12 protein-coding genes are annotated in these 15,749 nt (G+C 74.2%); 2 read left to right on the forward strand and 10 right to left on the reverse strand.

Translation table 11 applies throughout. From position 1 onward, the window contains the following. Nucleotides 1-85: 85 nt before the first annotated feature. The gene (locus tag SGLAU_RS13550) at nucleotides 86-994 is read left to right on the forward strand and encodes an RDD family protein (protein WP_043501384.1); all 909 of its coding nucleotides are present in this window, start codon (nucleotides 86-88) and stop codon (nucleotides 992-994) included. Nucleotides 995-1,019: 25 nt separating this feature from the next. Here the strand turns inward: SGLAU_RS13550 and SGLAU_RS13555 are convergent, their stop codons facing one another. From SGLAU_RS13555 to SGLAU_RS13585, 8 genes are all read right to left on the reverse strand, one after another. Beyond that, entirely contained in the window at nucleotides 1,020-1,634 is a 615-nt protein-coding gene (locus SGLAU_RS13555) for a hypothetical protein (protein ID WP_043501386.1), read from the reverse strand. Nucleotides 1,635-1,757: 123 nt separating this feature from the next. Beyond that, nucleotides 1,758-3,215: an adenosylhomocysteinase gene (gene ahcY, locus SGLAU_RS13560; RefSeq protein ID WP_043501387.1), complete on the reverse strand. Its 1,458-nt coding sequence runs from the start codon at nucleotides 3,213-3,215 to the stop codon at nucleotides 1,758-1,760. 474 nt (nucleotides 3,216-3,689) lie between these two features. Further along, on the reverse strand, nucleotides 3,690-4,670 hold the full coding sequence (locus SGLAU_RS13565) for a cation diffusion facilitator family transporter (protein ID WP_043501389.1): 981 nt from the start codon (nucleotides 4,668-4,670) through the stop codon (nucleotides 3,690-3,692). 170 nt (nucleotides 4,671-4,840) lie between these two features. Beyond that, entirely contained in the window at nucleotides 4,841-5,992 is a 1,152-nt protein-coding gene (gene manA / locus SGLAU_RS13570; RefSeq protein WP_043501391.1) for a mannose-6-phosphate isomerase, class I, read from the reverse strand. 187 nt (nucleotides 5,993-6,179) lie between these two features. After that, entirely contained in the window at nucleotides 6,180-7,307 is a 1,128-nt protein-coding gene (locus SGLAU_RS13575) for an SIS domain-containing protein (RefSeq protein WP_043501392.1), read from the reverse strand. A 94-nt stretch (nucleotides 7,308-7,401) separates the two neighbouring features. Further along, entirely contained in the window at nucleotides 7,402-7,572 is a 171-nt protein-coding gene (locus tag SGLAU_RS33590) for a Trm112 family protein (protein ID WP_078648256.1), read from the reverse strand. 251 nt (nucleotides 7,573-7,823) lie between these two features. Then, entirely contained in the window at nucleotides 7,824-9,188 is a 1,365-nt protein-coding gene (locus SGLAU_RS13580) for a phosphomannomutase/phosphoglucomutase (protein ID WP_043501394.1), read from the reverse strand. A 172-nt stretch (nucleotides 9,189-9,360) separates the two neighbouring features. Next, on the reverse strand, nucleotides 9,361-9,783 hold the full coding sequence (locus SGLAU_RS13585; RefSeq protein ID WP_078957703.1) for a DUF3499 domain-containing protein: 423 nt from the start codon (nucleotides 9,781-9,783) through the stop codon (nucleotides 9,361-9,363). 241 nt (nucleotides 9,784-10,024) lie between these two features. Between SGLAU_RS13585 and SGLAU_RS13590 the strand changes: the two genes are divergently transcribed. Beyond that, entirely contained in the window at nucleotides 10,025-10,474 is a 450-nt protein-coding gene (locus SGLAU_RS13590; protein ID WP_078957704.1) for a metallopeptidase family protein, read from the forward strand. Between the two features lie 19 nt (nucleotides 10,475-10,493). Here SGLAU_RS13590 and SGLAU_RS13595 read toward each other — a convergent pair whose 3' ends face one another. Both SGLAU_RS13595 and SGLAU_RS13600 read right to left on the reverse strand, forming a co-directional pair. Continuing rightward, nucleotides 10,494-12,008 (reverse strand): DUF5719 family protein, encoded by a 1,515-nt coding sequence (locus SGLAU_RS13595; RefSeq protein ID WP_043501400.1) that lies wholly within the window; start codon nucleotides 12,006-12,008, stop codon nucleotides 10,494-10,496. Then, entirely contained in the window at nucleotides 12,005-15,628 is a 3,624-nt protein-coding gene (locus SGLAU_RS13600) for a glycosyltransferase family 2 protein (RefSeq protein ID WP_078957705.1), read from the reverse strand. The genes SGLAU_RS13595 and SGLAU_RS13600 overlap by 4 nt, the downstream gene beginning before the upstream one ends. Nucleotides 15,629-15,749: the final 121 nt, after the last annotated feature.

Below are 15,749 nucleotides of genomic sequence, written 5' to 3' on the forward strand. Positions count from 1 at the left end.
GTCAGCTTGTCGTACCGGGGCGCGGTGTGCGCTCAGCTTGGCAGACTGGCCGTTGTCGGGGCAGGCCGGGGAAGGGCGGGCGGGCGTGAGTGAGCTGGTCACGGGTGAGGCGGTGGCGCTGGAGCTGCGCCCCGCGAGGCTGCCCAGCAGGGCGCTGGCCGTGCTGCTCGACCTGGCCGTGGCCGTCCTGGCCTATCTCCTCGTGTCGATCGTGCTGCTGTTCACGACGGCCTCGCTGGACGAGGCCGCACGGGCGGCGGTGTCCGTCGCGACGTTCGTACTGGTTCTGGTGGGTGCCCCGATAGCCGTGGAGACGCTGAGCCACGGGCGTTCGCTCGGGAAGCTGGCGTTCGGGCTGCGCGTGGTGCGGGACGACGGCGGGCCGATCCGCTTCCGGCACGCATTGGTGCGCGGGGTGGTCGGGGTCGTCGAGATCCTGGTGACGTTCGGGGTCGTCGCCTGCGTCGCCTCGCTGGTCTCGGCGCGGGGGCGGCGGCTCGGGGACGTGTTCGCCGGGACTCTGGTCGTCCGCGAGCGGGTGCCCGTCGCGCGTGTGGGGTTCGTGCCGCCGCCTCCGCCCTGGCTGGCCGGGCGGTTCGCGGGGCTCGATCTGTCGGCGGTGCCGGACGGGCTGTGGCTGGCGGTGCGGCAGTACCTGGCCCGGATGCAGCAGCTCGATCCGCAGGTGGGCCGGGCGATGGCGGAACGTCTCGCCGCCGATCTGGCCGCTCGGACGGGGACTCCGGTGCCGCCGGGGGTGCCTGCGGCCGCCTATCTTGCGGGGGTGCTGCAGGAGCGGCAGGCGCGGGAGGTCCGGCGGGTGTACGGGAACGGTCCGGCGGCCGGGACGGCCTCGACTGCCGGCGGGGGCTCGCCCGTGACCGGATCGTCTGCCTTCGGCCACACCGGCGGCTCCGGCCACCACCCCGGTGGGGGTGCGGCGCCGTCTGTCTCCGGCGAGCGTCCCGCCACGGGATTCGTGCCTCCGGCGTAGTCGCCGCGGGTCCCTCGGCTTCGGTTCAGTCGAAGGTGTTCGGTGGCGATTGCAGGTCCTCGAGCTCGATGCCGGGGGCCGCGAGGACGACGTCGCCGGCGAGGTGCACGGCGTGCCTATCCCCCGTGTCCAGGGCTGTGACCTGGTATTCGTCCACGGTCAGGGGGCCGTTGTCAGTGGCGTGTGCTTCTCTCTTCACCAGGGCCCAGGACTGGTCGAGGGTGCGCGGGGCGAGGACCGGGTCCGTGAAGGCGACGAGGCGTACGCGGGTGGCCGAGCCGGAGGGGGTGAGGCGCAGGAGACGGGCGGTGGCGACGAGGAAGGCCGGGGAGGTGCCGGTGAAGGCGTGGGCGGGGACGTTGCCTTCGGTGGCGTGGGCTCCGGTGGGGTCCGTGCGGACCCAGGTGACGCCGTCGAGGGCGGCGCCGCGGACCTGCCAGCCGCCGGCGTGGAGTTCCAGGCGGATGGGGCGGCCGAGGTCGTCGAGGGCGAGGTCGACGGAGCCTCGGTGATCGCCGGAGGGGGTCGTCAGCTGGGAGACGTAGCGCCAGCCGGAGGGGCCGGGGGCGCAGTGGAAGTGCTCTTCCGCGAGGGGGGTGTGATCGTGCGGATCGTGGAGCGAATAGCGGCCGCGGGGCATGGGGGTCCTGGGGTCTGACGGGCTGGTCCGGGACGCTGCGCGGCCCGGTCGGACCAAAGGGGCAGGCCCCCGGCACGGGGGTGCGGGGGCCTGCCTCGGAGGACGGTGACCGGGCCGGGTGGCTCAGTAGCGGTAGTGGTCCGGCTTGTACGGGCCCTCGACCTTCACGCCGATGTACTCGGCCTGCTCGGGGCGGAGCGTGGTCAGCTTCACGCCGAGCGCGTCGAGGTGGAGGCGGGCGACCTTCTCGTCGAGGTGCTTGGGGAGCACGTAGACGTCGGTCGGGTACTCGTCGGGCTTGGTGAACAGCTCGATCTGGGCCAGGGTCTGGTCCGCGAAGGAGTTGGACATCACGAACGACGGGTGGCCGGTGGCGTTGCCCAGGTTCAGCAGGCGGCCCTCGGAGAGGACGATGATCACCTTGCCGTCGGGGAACGTCCAGGTGTGGACCTGCGGCTTGACCTCGTCCTTGACGATGCCGGGGATCTTGGCGAGGCCGGCCATGTCGATCTCGTTGTCGAAGTGGCCGATGTTGCCGACGATCGCCTGGTGCTTCATCTTGGCCATGTCGTCGGCCATGATGATGTCCTTGTTGCCGGTCGTGGTGATGAAGATGTCGGCGGTCTCGACGACCTCGTCGAGGGTCGTGACCTGGTAGCCGTCCATCGCAGCCTGGAGGGCGCAGATGGGGTCGATCTCCGTGATGATCACGCGGGCGCCCTGTCCGCGCAGGGACTCCGCGCAGCCCTTGCCCACGTCGCCGTAGCCGCAGACGACCGCGGTCTTGCCGCCGATCAGGGTGTCGGTGGCGCGGTTGATGCCGTCGATCAGCGAGTGGCGGCAGCCGTACTTGTTGTCGAACTTCGACTTGGTGACGGCGTCGTTGACGTTGATCGCCGGGAACAGGAGGGTGCCCTCGCGCTGCATCTCGTACAGGCGGTGGACGCCGGTGGTGGTCTCCTCGGTGACGCCGCGGATCTCGGACGCCAGCTGGGTCCACTTCTGGGGGCTCTCGGCCACCGTGCGGGTCAGCAGTTCGAGGATGACGCGGTGCTCCTCGGACTCGGCTGTGTCGGGCGAGGGGACCTTGCCGTCCTTCTCGTACTCGACGCCCTTGTGGACGAGGAGGGTGGCGTCACCGCCGTCGTCCAGGATCATGTTCGGGCCGCCGGTGGGGGTGTTCGGCCAGGTCAGCGCCTGCTCCGTGCACCACCAGTACTCCTCCAGGGTCTCGCCCTTCCAGGCGAAGACCGGGACGCCCTGCGGGTTGTCGGGCGTGCCGTTCGGGCCGACGGCGATGGCGGCGGCCGCGTGGTCCTGGGTGGAGAAGATGTTGCAGGAGGCCCAGCGGACCTGGGCGCCCAGCGCGACCAGGGTCTCGATGAGCACGGCGGTCTGCACGGTCATGTGCAGGGAGCCGGTGATGCGGGCGCCCTTGAGGGGCTGCGCCTGCGCGTACTCCTTGCGGATCGCCATCAGGCCCGGCATCTCGTGCTCGGCGAGGGTGATCTCCTTGCGGCCGAACTCGGCCAGGGAGAGGTCGGCGACCTTGAAGTCCTGTCGGTTGTCGACAGTCGTCATTACGAGCTGCTCCTCGGGGGTTGGGTCGAGGTGGGTACGGCTGATCTGCGCGGCGGCGGACACCGGGGTGCCCGAAAGAGGGCACAGGCATGCCCGCGTACGCGCAGCGCAGTCCGTCGGAGGCCCTCTCTCCCTCGGTCGGTCCCGGAGGGGACCGCCCGACCGCCATCAGCAGCGACGTCTGGCTCCGTCCCAAGCTACACCGGTCGGCCCCACTGCCCCCAGCCCGCAGCGGAACACATCGCGCATATCACGATGGCGCGGCCCGGGGCGCACGGGCCGGGCCGGCCACGGGACGCGGCGAACAGGACCGGGGCACGCGTCGTGCGGCGGCCTTCGCCGCTCACGCGGTGGTGGCCGGAGGGCTGTGACGCCGGCGGTGACGAGCCGGGGGGACGGGCAAGGGCCCCGGACGCTCCGTGCGAGCGTCCGGGGCCCTTGCCCTGGGGCCGGTGACTCCCTGTGCCCTGGGGGTCAGTGGCCGGCGCCGTGCGGCGTCGGGCCGCCCGGGGTGGCCTCCGGGTCGGGGCCCTTGGCGGCCTCGGTCTCGCTGTAGATGTCGGGTTCGAGGTAGATGACGCGGGCGATCGGGACGGCCTCGCGGATGCGCGCCTCGGCGGCGTCGATGGCGGTGGCGATCTCGGCGGCCGTGTCGTCGTGCCGGACGGCGATCTTGGCGGCGACCAGCAGCTCCTCGGGGCCGAGGTGGAGCGTGCGCATGTGGATGATGCGGGTGACGACGTCGCCGTCGACGATCGCGGCCTCGATCTTCTGCACATCCTCCAGGCCGGCGGACTCGCCGAGGAGCAGGGACTTGGTCTCGGCGGCCAGGACGAGCGCGATCAGGATGAGCAGCACACCGATGCAGAGGGTGCCGATGCCGTCCCAGACGCCGTCGCCGGTGAGCAGGGCCAGGCCGACGCCGCCGAGGGCGAGGACCAGGCCGACGAGGGCGCCGAGGTCCTCCAGGAGGACGACGGGCAGCTCGGGCGCCTTGGCGTGGCGGACGAACTCCTTCCACGACTTCTTGCCGCGCAGGACGTTGGATTCCTTGATGGCCGTGCGGAAGGAGAAGGCCTCGGCGATGATCGCGAAGACCAGGACGCCGACCGGCCAGTACCAGTGCTCGATCTCGTGCGGGTGCTTGATCTTCTCGTAGCCCTCGTAGATGGCGAACATGCCGCCGACGGAGAAGAGGACGATCGAGACGAGGAAGGCGTAGATGTAGCGTTCGCGGCCGTAGCCGAAGGGGTGCTGCGGGGTGGCCACCCGCTGGGCCTTCTTGCCGCCGAGGAGCAGCAGGCCCTGGTTGCCGGAGTCGGCGAGGGAGTGCACCGACTCGGCGAGCATCGACGACGAGCCGCTGAACAGGAACGCCACGAACTTCGCTGCCGCGATCGAGAGGTTGGCGAGCAATGCCGCCACGATCGCCCTGGTACCGCCTGACGCGCTCATGTGTCCGCGTGGTCCCTTCCTACGTACGCCGCTTCGGGCTTTGCCCGGCCTTGACGGTGGGCCATTGTTGCAGCCCCCGCGCGGGCGGCGTGCGAGGCCGCCCTCACCGGCTCCTTACAGGTGCCGTATCCCCCTTTTCCGGGTGGTCAGGCCACGTCTCTTGCGGGTGGTCAGGCCACGACGGTCGCGCGGAAGAGCGTGCCGGAGCCCGTCACCTCGGCGGTCTCGCCCGCCGGGACGAACACGGACTGCCCCGGGCGCAGTCGGTGTTCCCCGGCCCGTACGGCGCCGGCGGCGCAGAGCAGGATCTGGGGCGTGGGGCGCGTGAGGTCGTGGCGCGCACCGCCCTCGGGGAGGACGTACCGGGACAGCCGGAACTCGTCGGTGGGGGTCTCGTAGACCTCCTCGCCGTCGGGGGACGCCTCGGGGCGCAGCACACCGGGGTCGCCCGGCTGGAAGCGGACGATCCGCAGGAGTTCGGGGACGTCGACGTGCTTGGGGGTCAGCCCGCAGCGCAGCACGTTGTCCGAGTTGGCCATGATCTCGACGGCGAGGCCGTTCAGGTAGGCGTGCGGGACGCCCGCGCCGAGGAACAGGGCCTCGCCGGGCTGGAGTCGGACGTGGTTGAGCAGCATCGCGGCGATGACGCCCGGGTCGCCGGGGTAGTGGTGGGCGATCTCGGCGTAGGGCGCGTAGGCACCGCCGAGGCGGGTGCAGGCGGCGGTGGCCTCGGCGACCGTGCGGGCCATCTCCGCGCGGTCGGCGGTGAGGACGGCGGTCAGCATCTCCCGCAGCGCCGCGTCCTGGGGGTGCGCGTGGAGCAGGTCGACGTACGGCTTGAGGGAGTCGACGCCGAGGCCGTCGAGGAGGCCGGCGGCCTGGTCCGGGTCGCGGAAGCCGCACAGGCCGTCGAACTCGGTGAGCGCGCAGACGAGTTCCGGCTTGTGGTTGGCGTCCTTGTAGTTGCGGTGCGGGGCGTCGACGGGGATGCCGCGGCGTTCCTCGTCCTCGTACCCCTCCTTCGCCTGGGTGAGGTCGGGGTGCACCTGGAGGGAGAGGGGGGCGCCCGCGGCGAGGATCTTCAGCAGGAACGGCAGCCGGGGGCCGAACTTGGCGACGGCCCGCTCGCCCAGTTCGCGCTCCGGGCCCGCCTCGATGACCTCCGCGAGCGTGCCGCGCGGGGTCCGCGAGGGTGCGCCGGGATGGGCGCCCATCCACATCTCCGCCTGGGGTTCGCCGGTGGGCTCGGTGCCGAGCAGCTGCGGGATCGCGGTGGTGGAGCCCCAGGCGTAGGGGCGGATGGTGTTGTCCAGGCGGTCCATGGGGCTTTCCGGGTTCCTTCTGCCGTCGGGTGCTTGGTGCGTACGGCGTCCTTCGCGCGCGTACGAGGTCCCTCTCTCGCGTACGACGTCCTCCTCGCGTGTGCGGCGCAGCTCTCTCGCGGGCGGCGTCGTCCGTGGCGTACGGTGCCGTCCTGCTGCCGCGGTGCTCAGGGCGTCCTGGGCAAGATCAGGCCCTCGAAGCGAGCGCCAGGTAAACGGCGGCGAAATCCGTGATGGCGATCAGCTCGGCCAGGGTCTCCAGTTCACCGCCCGGGTCCGGCTCCAGTTCGCTGATGGGCGTGTCGTGACTCAAGGCCAGGTCACGGGCGGCGGGAGCGGCGGTGAGGCCGGCGATCGGGCGGTCCCGGAGCAGCACCACGCGCGCGTGCAGCGCCGGCGGCTCCTCGACGCGGTCCCGGAAGAAGTCGTCCGGGTTGGCGCGCGCCGCCAGCGGACCGGCCAGCAGGGCGCTGTGCGCGGCGAGCGCCTCCGGCAGCTCGGCGACCATCGCGGGAGTGCCGGACAGCTCCGCGAGCGCCGCGGCGAAACGGCGGCCCGCCGGGCCCGCCGACGTGCCCTCCGTCCAGACGAGCGGGAGCGCGTCCGCCAGTTCGGCGGCGAGCGTCTTGGCCGGGTTGCTGTACGTGGCGATGGCCGGGCCGCAGCGCTCGGCGATCTGGTCCAGCCGGTCGGCGACCTTCTCCAGGGAGCCGGCGGGAGCACCGAGCAGGCCGATCCGGTCCAGCAGCGCGAGCAGCGGCGTGAGCAGGGCCCACAGGACGCCGGGGGCGGAGGCGGCGAGGGGTTCGTCGTGCTCGTACGGGGCGGTGGCCAGCGGTACGAAGAGGCCGTGGGCGCCGGCGAGGGCCTCGGCGAGCGGGGTGCCGGGCGGGGCCACGGCGACCACCGTGCAGCCGCGGCGGTAGGCCTGCTCGGCGAGCAGGGCCAGGCCCGGCTCGGTGCCGTCCGGGGTCGTGATCAGCAGCAGGTCCACGGAACCGGCCCAGCCGGGGAGTTCCCAGCGCAGCGCGCCGGCGGCCGGGGCGACGCCGGTGGGGGCGAGACGGGTCACCGGGCTGCCGGGGCCGGCGAGGGCGCCGAGGAGATCGGCGGCGTGGGTCGCGGCGGCGCCCGGGCCGGCGATCAGGACCGCCCGGGGGCGACCGTCGGGCTTCAGGTCACCGATGCCCGCCTCGGCGGCGTGCCGGGCCGCGGTGCGGACGCGGGCGCCGGCCTCGGCGGCACCGCGCAGCAGGCCCCTGTGGTCCGCCTCGGCAAGGGCCTCGGGGGTGTCGAGCAGCGATTCGTCGAGCATGGGCGGCAGCCTCCGAACGCCGGGTCGTGGTCGCGGGTCGCCTGGGGGTGGGTGCGTGCCGGCACTCCCGGTCGGGCCGGGCCGGCGCTCCCGGTCAGGCCGGGCGGCGGGCCTCGTCGACCAGGAGGACGGGGATGCCGTCACGGACGGGGTAGGCCAGACCGCAGTCCTGGCCCGTGCAGATCAGCTCGTCGTCCCGCTCCTCGAGGGGCGCGTGGCAGGCCGGGCAGGCGAGGATCTCCAGGAGGCCGGCTTCGAGCGGCATGGGGGTTCCCTTCGGGGCGGGGCGGGTTGTCGGGTGGGGCGCGGGCCGGGGTGCGGTGCGCTCCGTGCGGATGTGCCTGGTCAGCGTACCGCCGCGGGGGGTGCTGTGCCGGGGTTGGCGGGGAGGGCGCAGGGTGCGTCGGGGAGGCTCGCCCCGACGCCCCGCGCCTTGGCCGGGAGTGCGGGCGGGAGTCCTTCCGCCCGCACCCCGTGTCCCGCGTCCGCGCAGGCCCGGCCCGGCCTCGTGCCGGGTCAGCCCCGGATGATCGCCAGGACCTCGTCGCGGATCTTCGTCATCGTCGTCTCGTCGCGGGCCTCGGCGTTGAGGCGCAGGAGCGGCTCGGTGTTGGAGGGGCGGACGTTGAACCACCAGTCGGCGGCGGTGACGGTGAGGCCGTCGAGTTCGTCGAGGGTGACGCCCTCCCGGGACTCGAACGCCGTCTTCAGCGCGGCGAGGCGGGCCGCCTGGTCGTCCACCGTGGAGTTGATCTCGCCGGAGCCGGCGTAGCGGTCGTACTGGGCGACCAGGGCCGAGAGGGGGCCGTCCTGGCCGCCGAGGGCCGCGAGGACGTGCAGGGCCGCCAGCATGCCCGTGTCGGCGTTCCAGAAGTCCTTGAAGTAGTAGTGGGCGGAGTGTTCACCGCCGAAGATCGCACCCGTGCGCGCCATCTCGGCCTTGATGAAGGAGTGGCCCACGCGGGTGCGGACGGGCGTGCCGCCGTTCTCGCGGACGACCTCAGGGACCGACCAGGAGGTGATCAGGTTGTGGATGACCGTGCCCTCGCCGCCGTGGCGGGCCAGCTCGCGGGAGGCGACCAGGGCGGTGACGGCGGACGGGGAGACCGGGTCGCCGTGCTCGTCGACCACGAAGCAGCGGTCGGCGTCGCCGTCGAAGGCGATGCCGAGGTCGGCGCCCTCCTCGCGGACCCGCTGCTGCAGGTCGACGATGTTCGCCGGGTCGAGCGGGTTCGCCTCGTGGTTGGGGAAGGTGCCGTCCAGCTCGAAGTACATGGGGACGAGCGTCAGGGGCAGCCCCGCGAAGACCGTGGGGACCGTGTGGCCGCCCATGCCGTTGCCCGCGTCGACGACGACCTTCAGGGGGCGGATGGAGGTGAGGTCGACGAGGGTGCGGAGGTGGGCCGCGTAGTCCTCCAGCGTGTCGCGCCGGGTGATCGTTCCCCGGGTGGCCGCCGGTTCCGGGGCGCCGGACTCGGTCCAGCCCTCGACCAGGGCGCGGATCTCGGCCAGGCCGGTGTCCTGGCCGATGGGGGCCGCGCCCGCGCGGCACATCTTGATGCCGTTGTACTGGGCGGGGTTGTGCGAGGCGGTGAACATCGCGCCGGGCAGGCCGAGGGCGCCCGAGGCGTAGTAGAGCTGGTCGGTGGAGCAGAGGCCGATCTCGGTGACGTCGACGCCGCGGGCCGCCGCGCCGCGCGCGAAGGCCTGGGACAGGCCCGGCGACGAGGGGCGCATGTCATGGCCGATCACGATCGCGTCCGCGCCGGTCACCTGGGCGAATGCCGCCCCGAAGAGCTCGGCCAGCGACTCGTCCCACTGGTCGGGAACGACTCCGCGCACGTCGTACGCCTTCACGATCTGTGACAGATCAGCAGCCACGGCCAACCCTCCTGGAAGTCCTGTCGGTGACCACAAACTACCCGCCCACGCGGATATCGTGCCGGACGGCCCGGCGAGCGGACACACAACGTAATTTCAGGTCAGGCGGTGTCCGGGCGGGCTCGAAGGGGCGCTCGGTCGTCCGGGGAGCGGGGCGGGCCCGAAGGGGCGCTCAGTTGTCCGGGGAGCGCAGGACGCGCAGGTGGCCGCGGCGTGCGACCTCCATGGGGTCCGCCGTGCGGGACCCACCGCCGGCCTGGGCCGCGCGTTCCTGGGGGCGGGCGGCCTCGCGGACGGCGTTCGCCAGCGCCTCCAGGTCGTCGCCGCTGGGGCGGGCGGGCGCCGAGCCGTCGAGGAGCCGGACGACCTCCCAGCCGCGCGGGGCGGTGAGGCGCTCGGAGTGCTCGGCGCACAGGTCGTAGCAGTGGGGTTCGGCGTAGGTGGCGAGCGGGCCGAGGACCGCGGTCGAGTCGGCGTAGACGTACGTCAGCGTCGCGACGGCGGGTCGGCCGCAGGCGGTGCGCGAACAGCGACGTACAGGGCTCACGACGTTGGACGGTACCGCACTCTTGAGCGGGCCGCGACGACTCTCCACCAGGTCACTCCACCGTGTCGCGCTGTGAAACGCCCCACACGCCCCTTCTGGCATACCCCACTGACCTGCACAGACGCGCACATTTCGGCGCATGCGGCGGGAGCGGCCCGGTCGTCGGCCGGAACAGACCGGGTCAATTGCCTCGCCGCCGGCGGTCTCGAGGAGATGCGAAACGAGCCCAACCTTGGCTGGAATGGTCATCCGGCGACACGCCGTGGGCGAGGACTACCCTTCACCAGTGATGGACAACCGAGTACCGCCCCGCGCCGCCGGCCCCGGCCCCCGCCGTCGTGATCGTCACGGCCGGGGCATGCGCGGCCCGATCGCTCCGCCGCAGGTTCCGCTCGCCGCGAGCCGCGCCGATGTGTTCGCGGATCTGGTGCAGGACTCCGTGGACCGGCTGGAACGGCGCTGGCCGCAGCTCGCCGACATCGACTTCCTCGTCCTGGAGGTGCCGCGGCTGGACGGGCCGGGCCAGGGCTGGAACGACGAGGCCGTGCCGCTCGGCGGGACGATCCCGGCCCGGGACGGGCGGCGGGGGCGGGTGGTCGTCTACCGGCGGCCGGTCGAGATCCGCACCAAGGGCCGCGACGAGCGCGCCGCGCTGGTGCACGAGGTCGTCGTCGAGCAGGTCGCCGAGCTGCTGGGGCTGACGCCGGAGACGGTGGATCCGCGCTACGGGGAGGACTGAGCCTCCCCGTTCCCGCGCGCTACTCCTGGAGGACGGACAGGTCCTGCTCCGCCTCCGGTACCGACACCAGGCCCCGGTCGTCGGGGAGCGTCTGGACGGTGAAGGCCGGCACGCCGTCCTGCTGGGCGGTGAGGGTGCGGGCCGCGTGGACGGGGCCGCCCGAGAGCGGCTCCACCGTCAGCGCGTACGTGCCCTCCAGGCCGCCCGGGACCGGCAGGTCCACGTTCTGCGTGGTGCCGGCCCGGAGGGTGTACGTCCGGGAGGCGGGCGTGCCGCCCCCGCTGCCCGCCGACGCCGTGACCCTGACCTTCGCCGCCTCGCCGGGTGCGGTCAGCGAGAGGGTGGTGCCCTTCTCCTCGTTGCCCGCGGCGCTCGCCCGGTTCTCGATCGCGCGGGTCGCCGGGACGAACGCCGTCTCCCTGGCGGAGCCCTTGCCCCGCAGCACGCGCACGGCGGCCACCACGGGCACCGAGCGGTCCGTGGGGGTGAGCACGAGGGATCCCGCCTCGCCACGGGTGACGTCGCCCAGGTCGAGGGCGGTCGTCATGCCCGCCTTGACGTGCAGCGTCTCATGGCCCGCGGGGGTGAATCCGCCCGTCGGGGAGGCGAGCCGGATCTTCAGGTCGGCGTCCGTGTCCCCGGGGGAGAAGGCGACGAGCCGCACCTCGGTGGCGTCCGCGGGGATGCCGGGCAGCACCAGGCTGTCCGCCGGATCCGCGGCGGCCGTCAGCCAGTCGCCGCCCAGCTTGTCGTCGAGCGCCTGGACCGCCGCGCCGAGCCGCCCGCTGCGCACGGTCACGTGCACGGTGAGGTCGGTCTGCCGCTCGGCGGTCAGGGTGGAGAGCAGGATCGGCTCGGTGGAGTGCGGCGGGACCGTCATGCCCTCGCCCACCGTGGACTCCAGCGCGCCCTCGGCGCCGTACAGCTCGATGTCCACGACGGCGGCGGAGTCGTCGGGGTTGGTGAGGTGGAGGTAGTCGGTGCGGCCCTGGCCCGTGCTCGCGCCCGGGAACCAGTACTCGGTGTCCGGGGTGGTGCAGCCGAGGCCCTGGAGGCCGCGTCCGGTGCCCGCGGTGACCTCGGTGGTCTGCTGGATGGTCCAGCCGGGCGCGTAGCGGCCCTCGGCGGTGCCGATCAGCGCGGGCGACTCGGCGCCGGAGGAGTCGCCCGCGGCCGGCTTGCCGGGCTCCGCGGGCTTGAGCGGGGCCTTGCCCGCCGCGCCCTTCCCGCCCTTGCCGCTCTTCCCCTCGGCGTCGTCACCGGCCCGCGCGGTCTGCCGGGCGGCCGTCCGCAGTTCCGCCCTGCCGTCCTTCGCCGCCCCCGCGGTGACGGGCGTGAACGAGGCGTACGCCGTCTCGGCCAGGTCGGAGGCGCTGGGCGCCGGGCAGGCCAGGCTGGTGCGTTCGACGGGCAGGCGCGCCGCCGCGCGGGCGGTGCCGGTGCCGGAGGCGTCGGGCGCGGTGAGCGTGGCGGCGGCGGTCACCGCGGCGAGCGCGGCCGCTCCGGCGATCAGGGACAGGGTGGTGCGGTTCACTGCTGGCTCCCGTCGGGACGCTCACTGCCGTGCGGCTGCCGCGCCGGGTCGTACGGCGCTTCGTAGCCCTGGTACGTCTGGTCGTACGCCGGGTCGTACGGCTGCTCGTAGGCCCCGGGCCGGGCCGGGTCGCCGTACGCGTAGGGGTCGTACTGCGCGCCCTGGTAGGCGTCCGCCGGGTACTGCTGCCCGTAGTCCTGGTACTGCTGGTACTCGGGGTGGGCCGGGGCGGCGGCCGGGGTGTCCCACTCGCCGTAGGACGGCTGCTGCGGCACCGGCGGCGCGGGGGGCTCCTCCTGCGGAAGGGGCGGGACGGTGCCGGGGGCGGTGGCCTCGGACTCGGCCTGGGCGCGCAGCCGGCGGGCCCGGCGGCCCTCGCCGCTGACGGCCTGCGCGGGGACGGCGGGCTCCTCGGGGAGGTCGTCGTCGACGTCGCGGCGGCGGCCGGGCAGGGCGAGGACCACGAGGACGACGGCGAGGGCGCCCCGGCCCCACAGCCACGCGGTGTGGGCGATCGGGTCGTCGTAGGTGACGTCGAGCCTGCCGCCGGAGGCGGGCAGTTCGAAGCCCTGGGCCCAGCCGTCGAGGGTGGTGCGGGTGAGCGGCTTGCCGTCCAGGGTGGCGGTCCAGCCCTCGTCGGCGGAGTCGGCGAGGCGCAGCACCCGGCCCTCGGCGCCCGCCGGGACGGTGGTGTGGATCTCGACGGGTCCGGCGGCGACGGGCAGCGGCTCGCCGGAGCCGGAGGCCGGGACGATCGCCGCGCGGGAGACGTCGCGGACCACGCGCCACAGGGCGCTGCCGTTCTGCTGGCTGAGCCGCATCAGGCCGGGCGTGGTGTCGAGGACGCGGCTGACCTCGCGCGGGGCTCCCTTGTGGACGAGGACGTACCGCACGGCGAAGGAGCCGAGCTGGTCGGCCTGGTCGGCGCCGGAGCCGGCGACGAGGTTGGCGACGACCTTGTCGAGCCGTTCGTTCGTGCCCTGGGCGGCGGCCAGTTCGGCGTCGCCGAGGCGGGCGCCGGAGCCGCGGACCAGGGTGTAGCGGACGTGGGCGGCGGAGTCGCTGTCGAGGACGAGGGTGCGGGCCCGGTCGCGGGTGCCGCTGTCCTCGGCGACGAACGCGGGCACCTGCGCGGGGTCGTCGCGCCGCTCCAGCGGGCCGTCGGCGCCGCGGATCATCCAGCCCGCGGCGACGAGCAGCGGGCCGGCGGCGGAGGCGAAGGCGATCAGCGCGGCGACGGGCTGGCGCCAGCCGAAGCTCTGTTCGGCCACGCGCGCGCGTGCGCCGTCGGCACCGAGGACGGCGGCGGCGAGCAGGGCGAGGCCGTAGACGAGGGTGGCGGGGCCGGCCCACGCGGAGCGGTTGGCGAGCACGGCGAAGACGAGGGCGACCAGGGCGACCGCCCAGGCCGTCAGGATGCCGAAGCGGCGCTCGGAGCGCAGCAGGGCGGCGAGCGCGGCGAGCACGACGCCGGTCAGCATCAGCCCGCTGACCGTGCCGGAGCCGCCGGGGCTGGCGCCGAGCAGGTCGGACGCGGAGGCGGCCGACGCGCCGAAGTCCAGTCCGGCCTCCCGGAGGAAGCCGAACGGCAGCAGCGACAGCGACCAGGGGGCGAGGACCAGCAGGGGCGTGCCGAGCTGGGCCAGGAAGCGCGGGCCGTAGGCGGCGAGGTCGGCGCGGCGGACGGCCAGCAGACCGATGCCGAGGACCAGGGCGACGGGCCAGACGACCGGGGTGAACGCGGTGGTGACCGTGAGCAGCAGCGCGTACGCCCAGGTGGCGCGCCAACTGCCGCGGGCGCCGGAGGAGTGGGCGAGGCCGCCGGCGGCGATGCCGGCGCGGGCGAGCAGGGGCAGCAGCACGGCGAGGACCGCCGTGCCGAGCCGGCCGCCGGCGAGGGCGCCGGTGGTGGCGGGCAGGAAGGCGTAGACGACGGCGGCCCAGGCACGCAGCAGCCGGGACTGGACGAGCGGCCGGGAGGCGAAGTACGCGCTGAGGCCGGCCAGGGGCACCGAGCAGACCAGCAGGACGGTGACCGCGAGCCCGGTGGAGCCGAACAGCACGGACGCCAGCAGGGCGACGAGCGCGAGGTAGGGCGGTGCGGAGGGGGTGCCGCCGGCGCCGACCGGGTGCCAGGCGTCGGTGTAGCGCGCCCACAGTTCGCCGGAGTCGGCGGGGGCGGGAAGCAGGGCGCCGCCCACGAGGACGCCGCCGCCGAGGAGGGCGCGGCAGGCGACCAGGGAGACGAGCAGCAGCACCAGGAAGAGCATCGGGCCGGGGTTGCGGGCGATGCGCTTGAGGCGGGCGAACTGCTCGATCTCCATGAAGTCGGCGTCGTCGCCGCCGGGCCCGGACTCGATGGCGCCGCCGTGCCGTCCGGCGCCGGAGGCGGTCTCGGCGTCGGAGCGTCCGATGACGCTGCCCGCGACCTGTTCGACGGTGACCCGCACGGTCGCGCCGGGCGGCGGGAACAGGGCGCGCAGTTCGCCCTTGTCGATCCGCGGCTTGCCGCGCCGGCGGCGCCCGGCGAGGATCCGCTCGGGCCGCAGCAGCACGCCGAGCAGGCCGCGGATCTCGTCGACCGCCTGTCCGGGGACCTTGCCGACGAGGTGGGCGAGGGTCCTCAGCAGGGTGCCGAGGACGAGCCGCAGCAGCACCCAGGGCAGCGCGGCGGTGCGGGTGTTGACGAGCAGGGTGTAGACGGCGCCGGCCTTGTCGACCTTGTGCGGGGAGGCGCTGGTGCGGCCCGCGCAGTCGACGGTGCGGCGCTCGCGGGAGGCGGCCTCGGCGTGCCGTACGACCGCCTCGGGGGCGACGAGGACGCGGTGGCCCGCGGCGTGCGCGCGCCAGCACAGGTCGACGTCGTCGCGCATCAGCGGCAGCCGCCGGTCGAAACCGCCGAGCTGTTCGAAGACGTCCCGGCGGATCAGCATGCCGGCGGTGGACACGGACAGCACGGACCGGACGTGGTCGTGCTGGCCCTGGTCCTGTTCGCGGCGGTCCAGGCCGGTCCAGCGGCGGCCGGAGTTGGCGATGGAGACGCCGACCTCCAGCAGTTGCCGCTTGTCGTACCAGCCGCGCAGCTTGGGGCCGACGACGGCCACGTCGTCGCGGCCCAGCTCCAGTTCGTTCTCCACGACGCGCAGGAGCTGGGCGAGGGCGCCGGGTTCGGGGGCGCAGTCGTCGTGCAGCAGCCACAGCCACTGGACGGGCTCGCCGTGCGGCAGCTCCGGCAGGTCGTAGGCGTCGTCGCGCCACTGGCGGGTGACCGGGTCCCAGCCGCTGGGCCGCTTCAGGTACGGCAGCTCCTCGGGGGTGAGGTGCGGCGCGGTGCGGTGGGCCTCCTCGACGGCCTGGCCGAAGCCGGTGCGCCGGGCGAGGTGCAGCACCCGGTCGGGGCCGAGGGCGTCGGTGACCAGCTGGGCGGAGTCGTCGGCGCTGCCGGTGTCGGCGGCCACGGCGTACTGCACCGGGCGCTCCTGGCCGAGGAGCCCGGCGAGCGCGTCGGGCAGCCAGCGGGCGCCGTCGTGGCAGACGAGGACCGCGGTCACCACGTGACGCGGGAACTCAGGGGCGGCAGCGACGTCTTGACGGGCTGCCGGGTGGCTGTGCACGGACATCGAGGTACGGGCCCCGGTTCGGTGGACTGCGGTGGACGCCTGCACCCCGAGGGGGCGGCGGGGCGTCTCGGACGAGCGACCACACTATCGGCTGGCCATGGGGGCGGCCCGCCACCTGTGG

Source organism: Streptomyces glaucescens, assembly GCF_000761215.1.
GTDB lineage: Bacteria > Actinomycetota > Actinomycetes > Streptomycetales > Streptomycetaceae > Streptomyces > Streptomyces glaucescens_B.

Excerpts from the sequence above, each read along its gene's own strand:
- SGLAU_RS13555 (WP_043501386.1), bottom strand. The coding sequence starts at position 1,634 with ATGCCCCGCGGCCGCTATTCGCTCCACGATCCGCACGATCACACCCCC.
- ahcY (WP_043501387.1), bottom strand. The coding sequence starts at position 3,215 with ATGACGACTGTCGACAACCGACAGGACTTCAAGGTCGCCGACCTCTCC.
- SGLAU_RS13565 (WP_043501389.1), bottom strand. The coding sequence starts at position 4,670 with ATGAGCGCGTCAGGCGGTACCAGGGCGATCGTGGCGGCATTGCTCGCC.
- manA (WP_043501391.1), bottom strand. The coding sequence starts at position 5,992 with ATGGACCGCCTGGACAACACCATCCGCCCCTACGCCTGGGGCTCCACC.
- SGLAU_RS13575 (WP_043501392.1), bottom strand. The coding sequence starts at position 7,307 with ATGCTCGACGAATCGCTGCTCGACACCCCCGAGGCCCTTGCCGAGGCG.
- SGLAU_RS33590 (WP_078648256.1), bottom strand. The coding sequence starts at position 7,572 with ATGCCGCTCGAAGCCGGCCTCCTGGAGATCCTCGCCTGCCCGGCCTGC.
- SGLAU_RS13590 (WP_078957704.1), top strand. The coding sequence starts at position 10,025 with ATGGACAACCGAGTACCGCCCCGCGCCGCCGGCCCCGGCCCCCGCCGT.
- SGLAU_RS13600 (WP_078957705.1), bottom strand. The coding sequence starts at position 15,628 with ATGTCCGTGCACAGCCACCCGGCAGCCCGTCAAGACGTCGCTGCCGCC.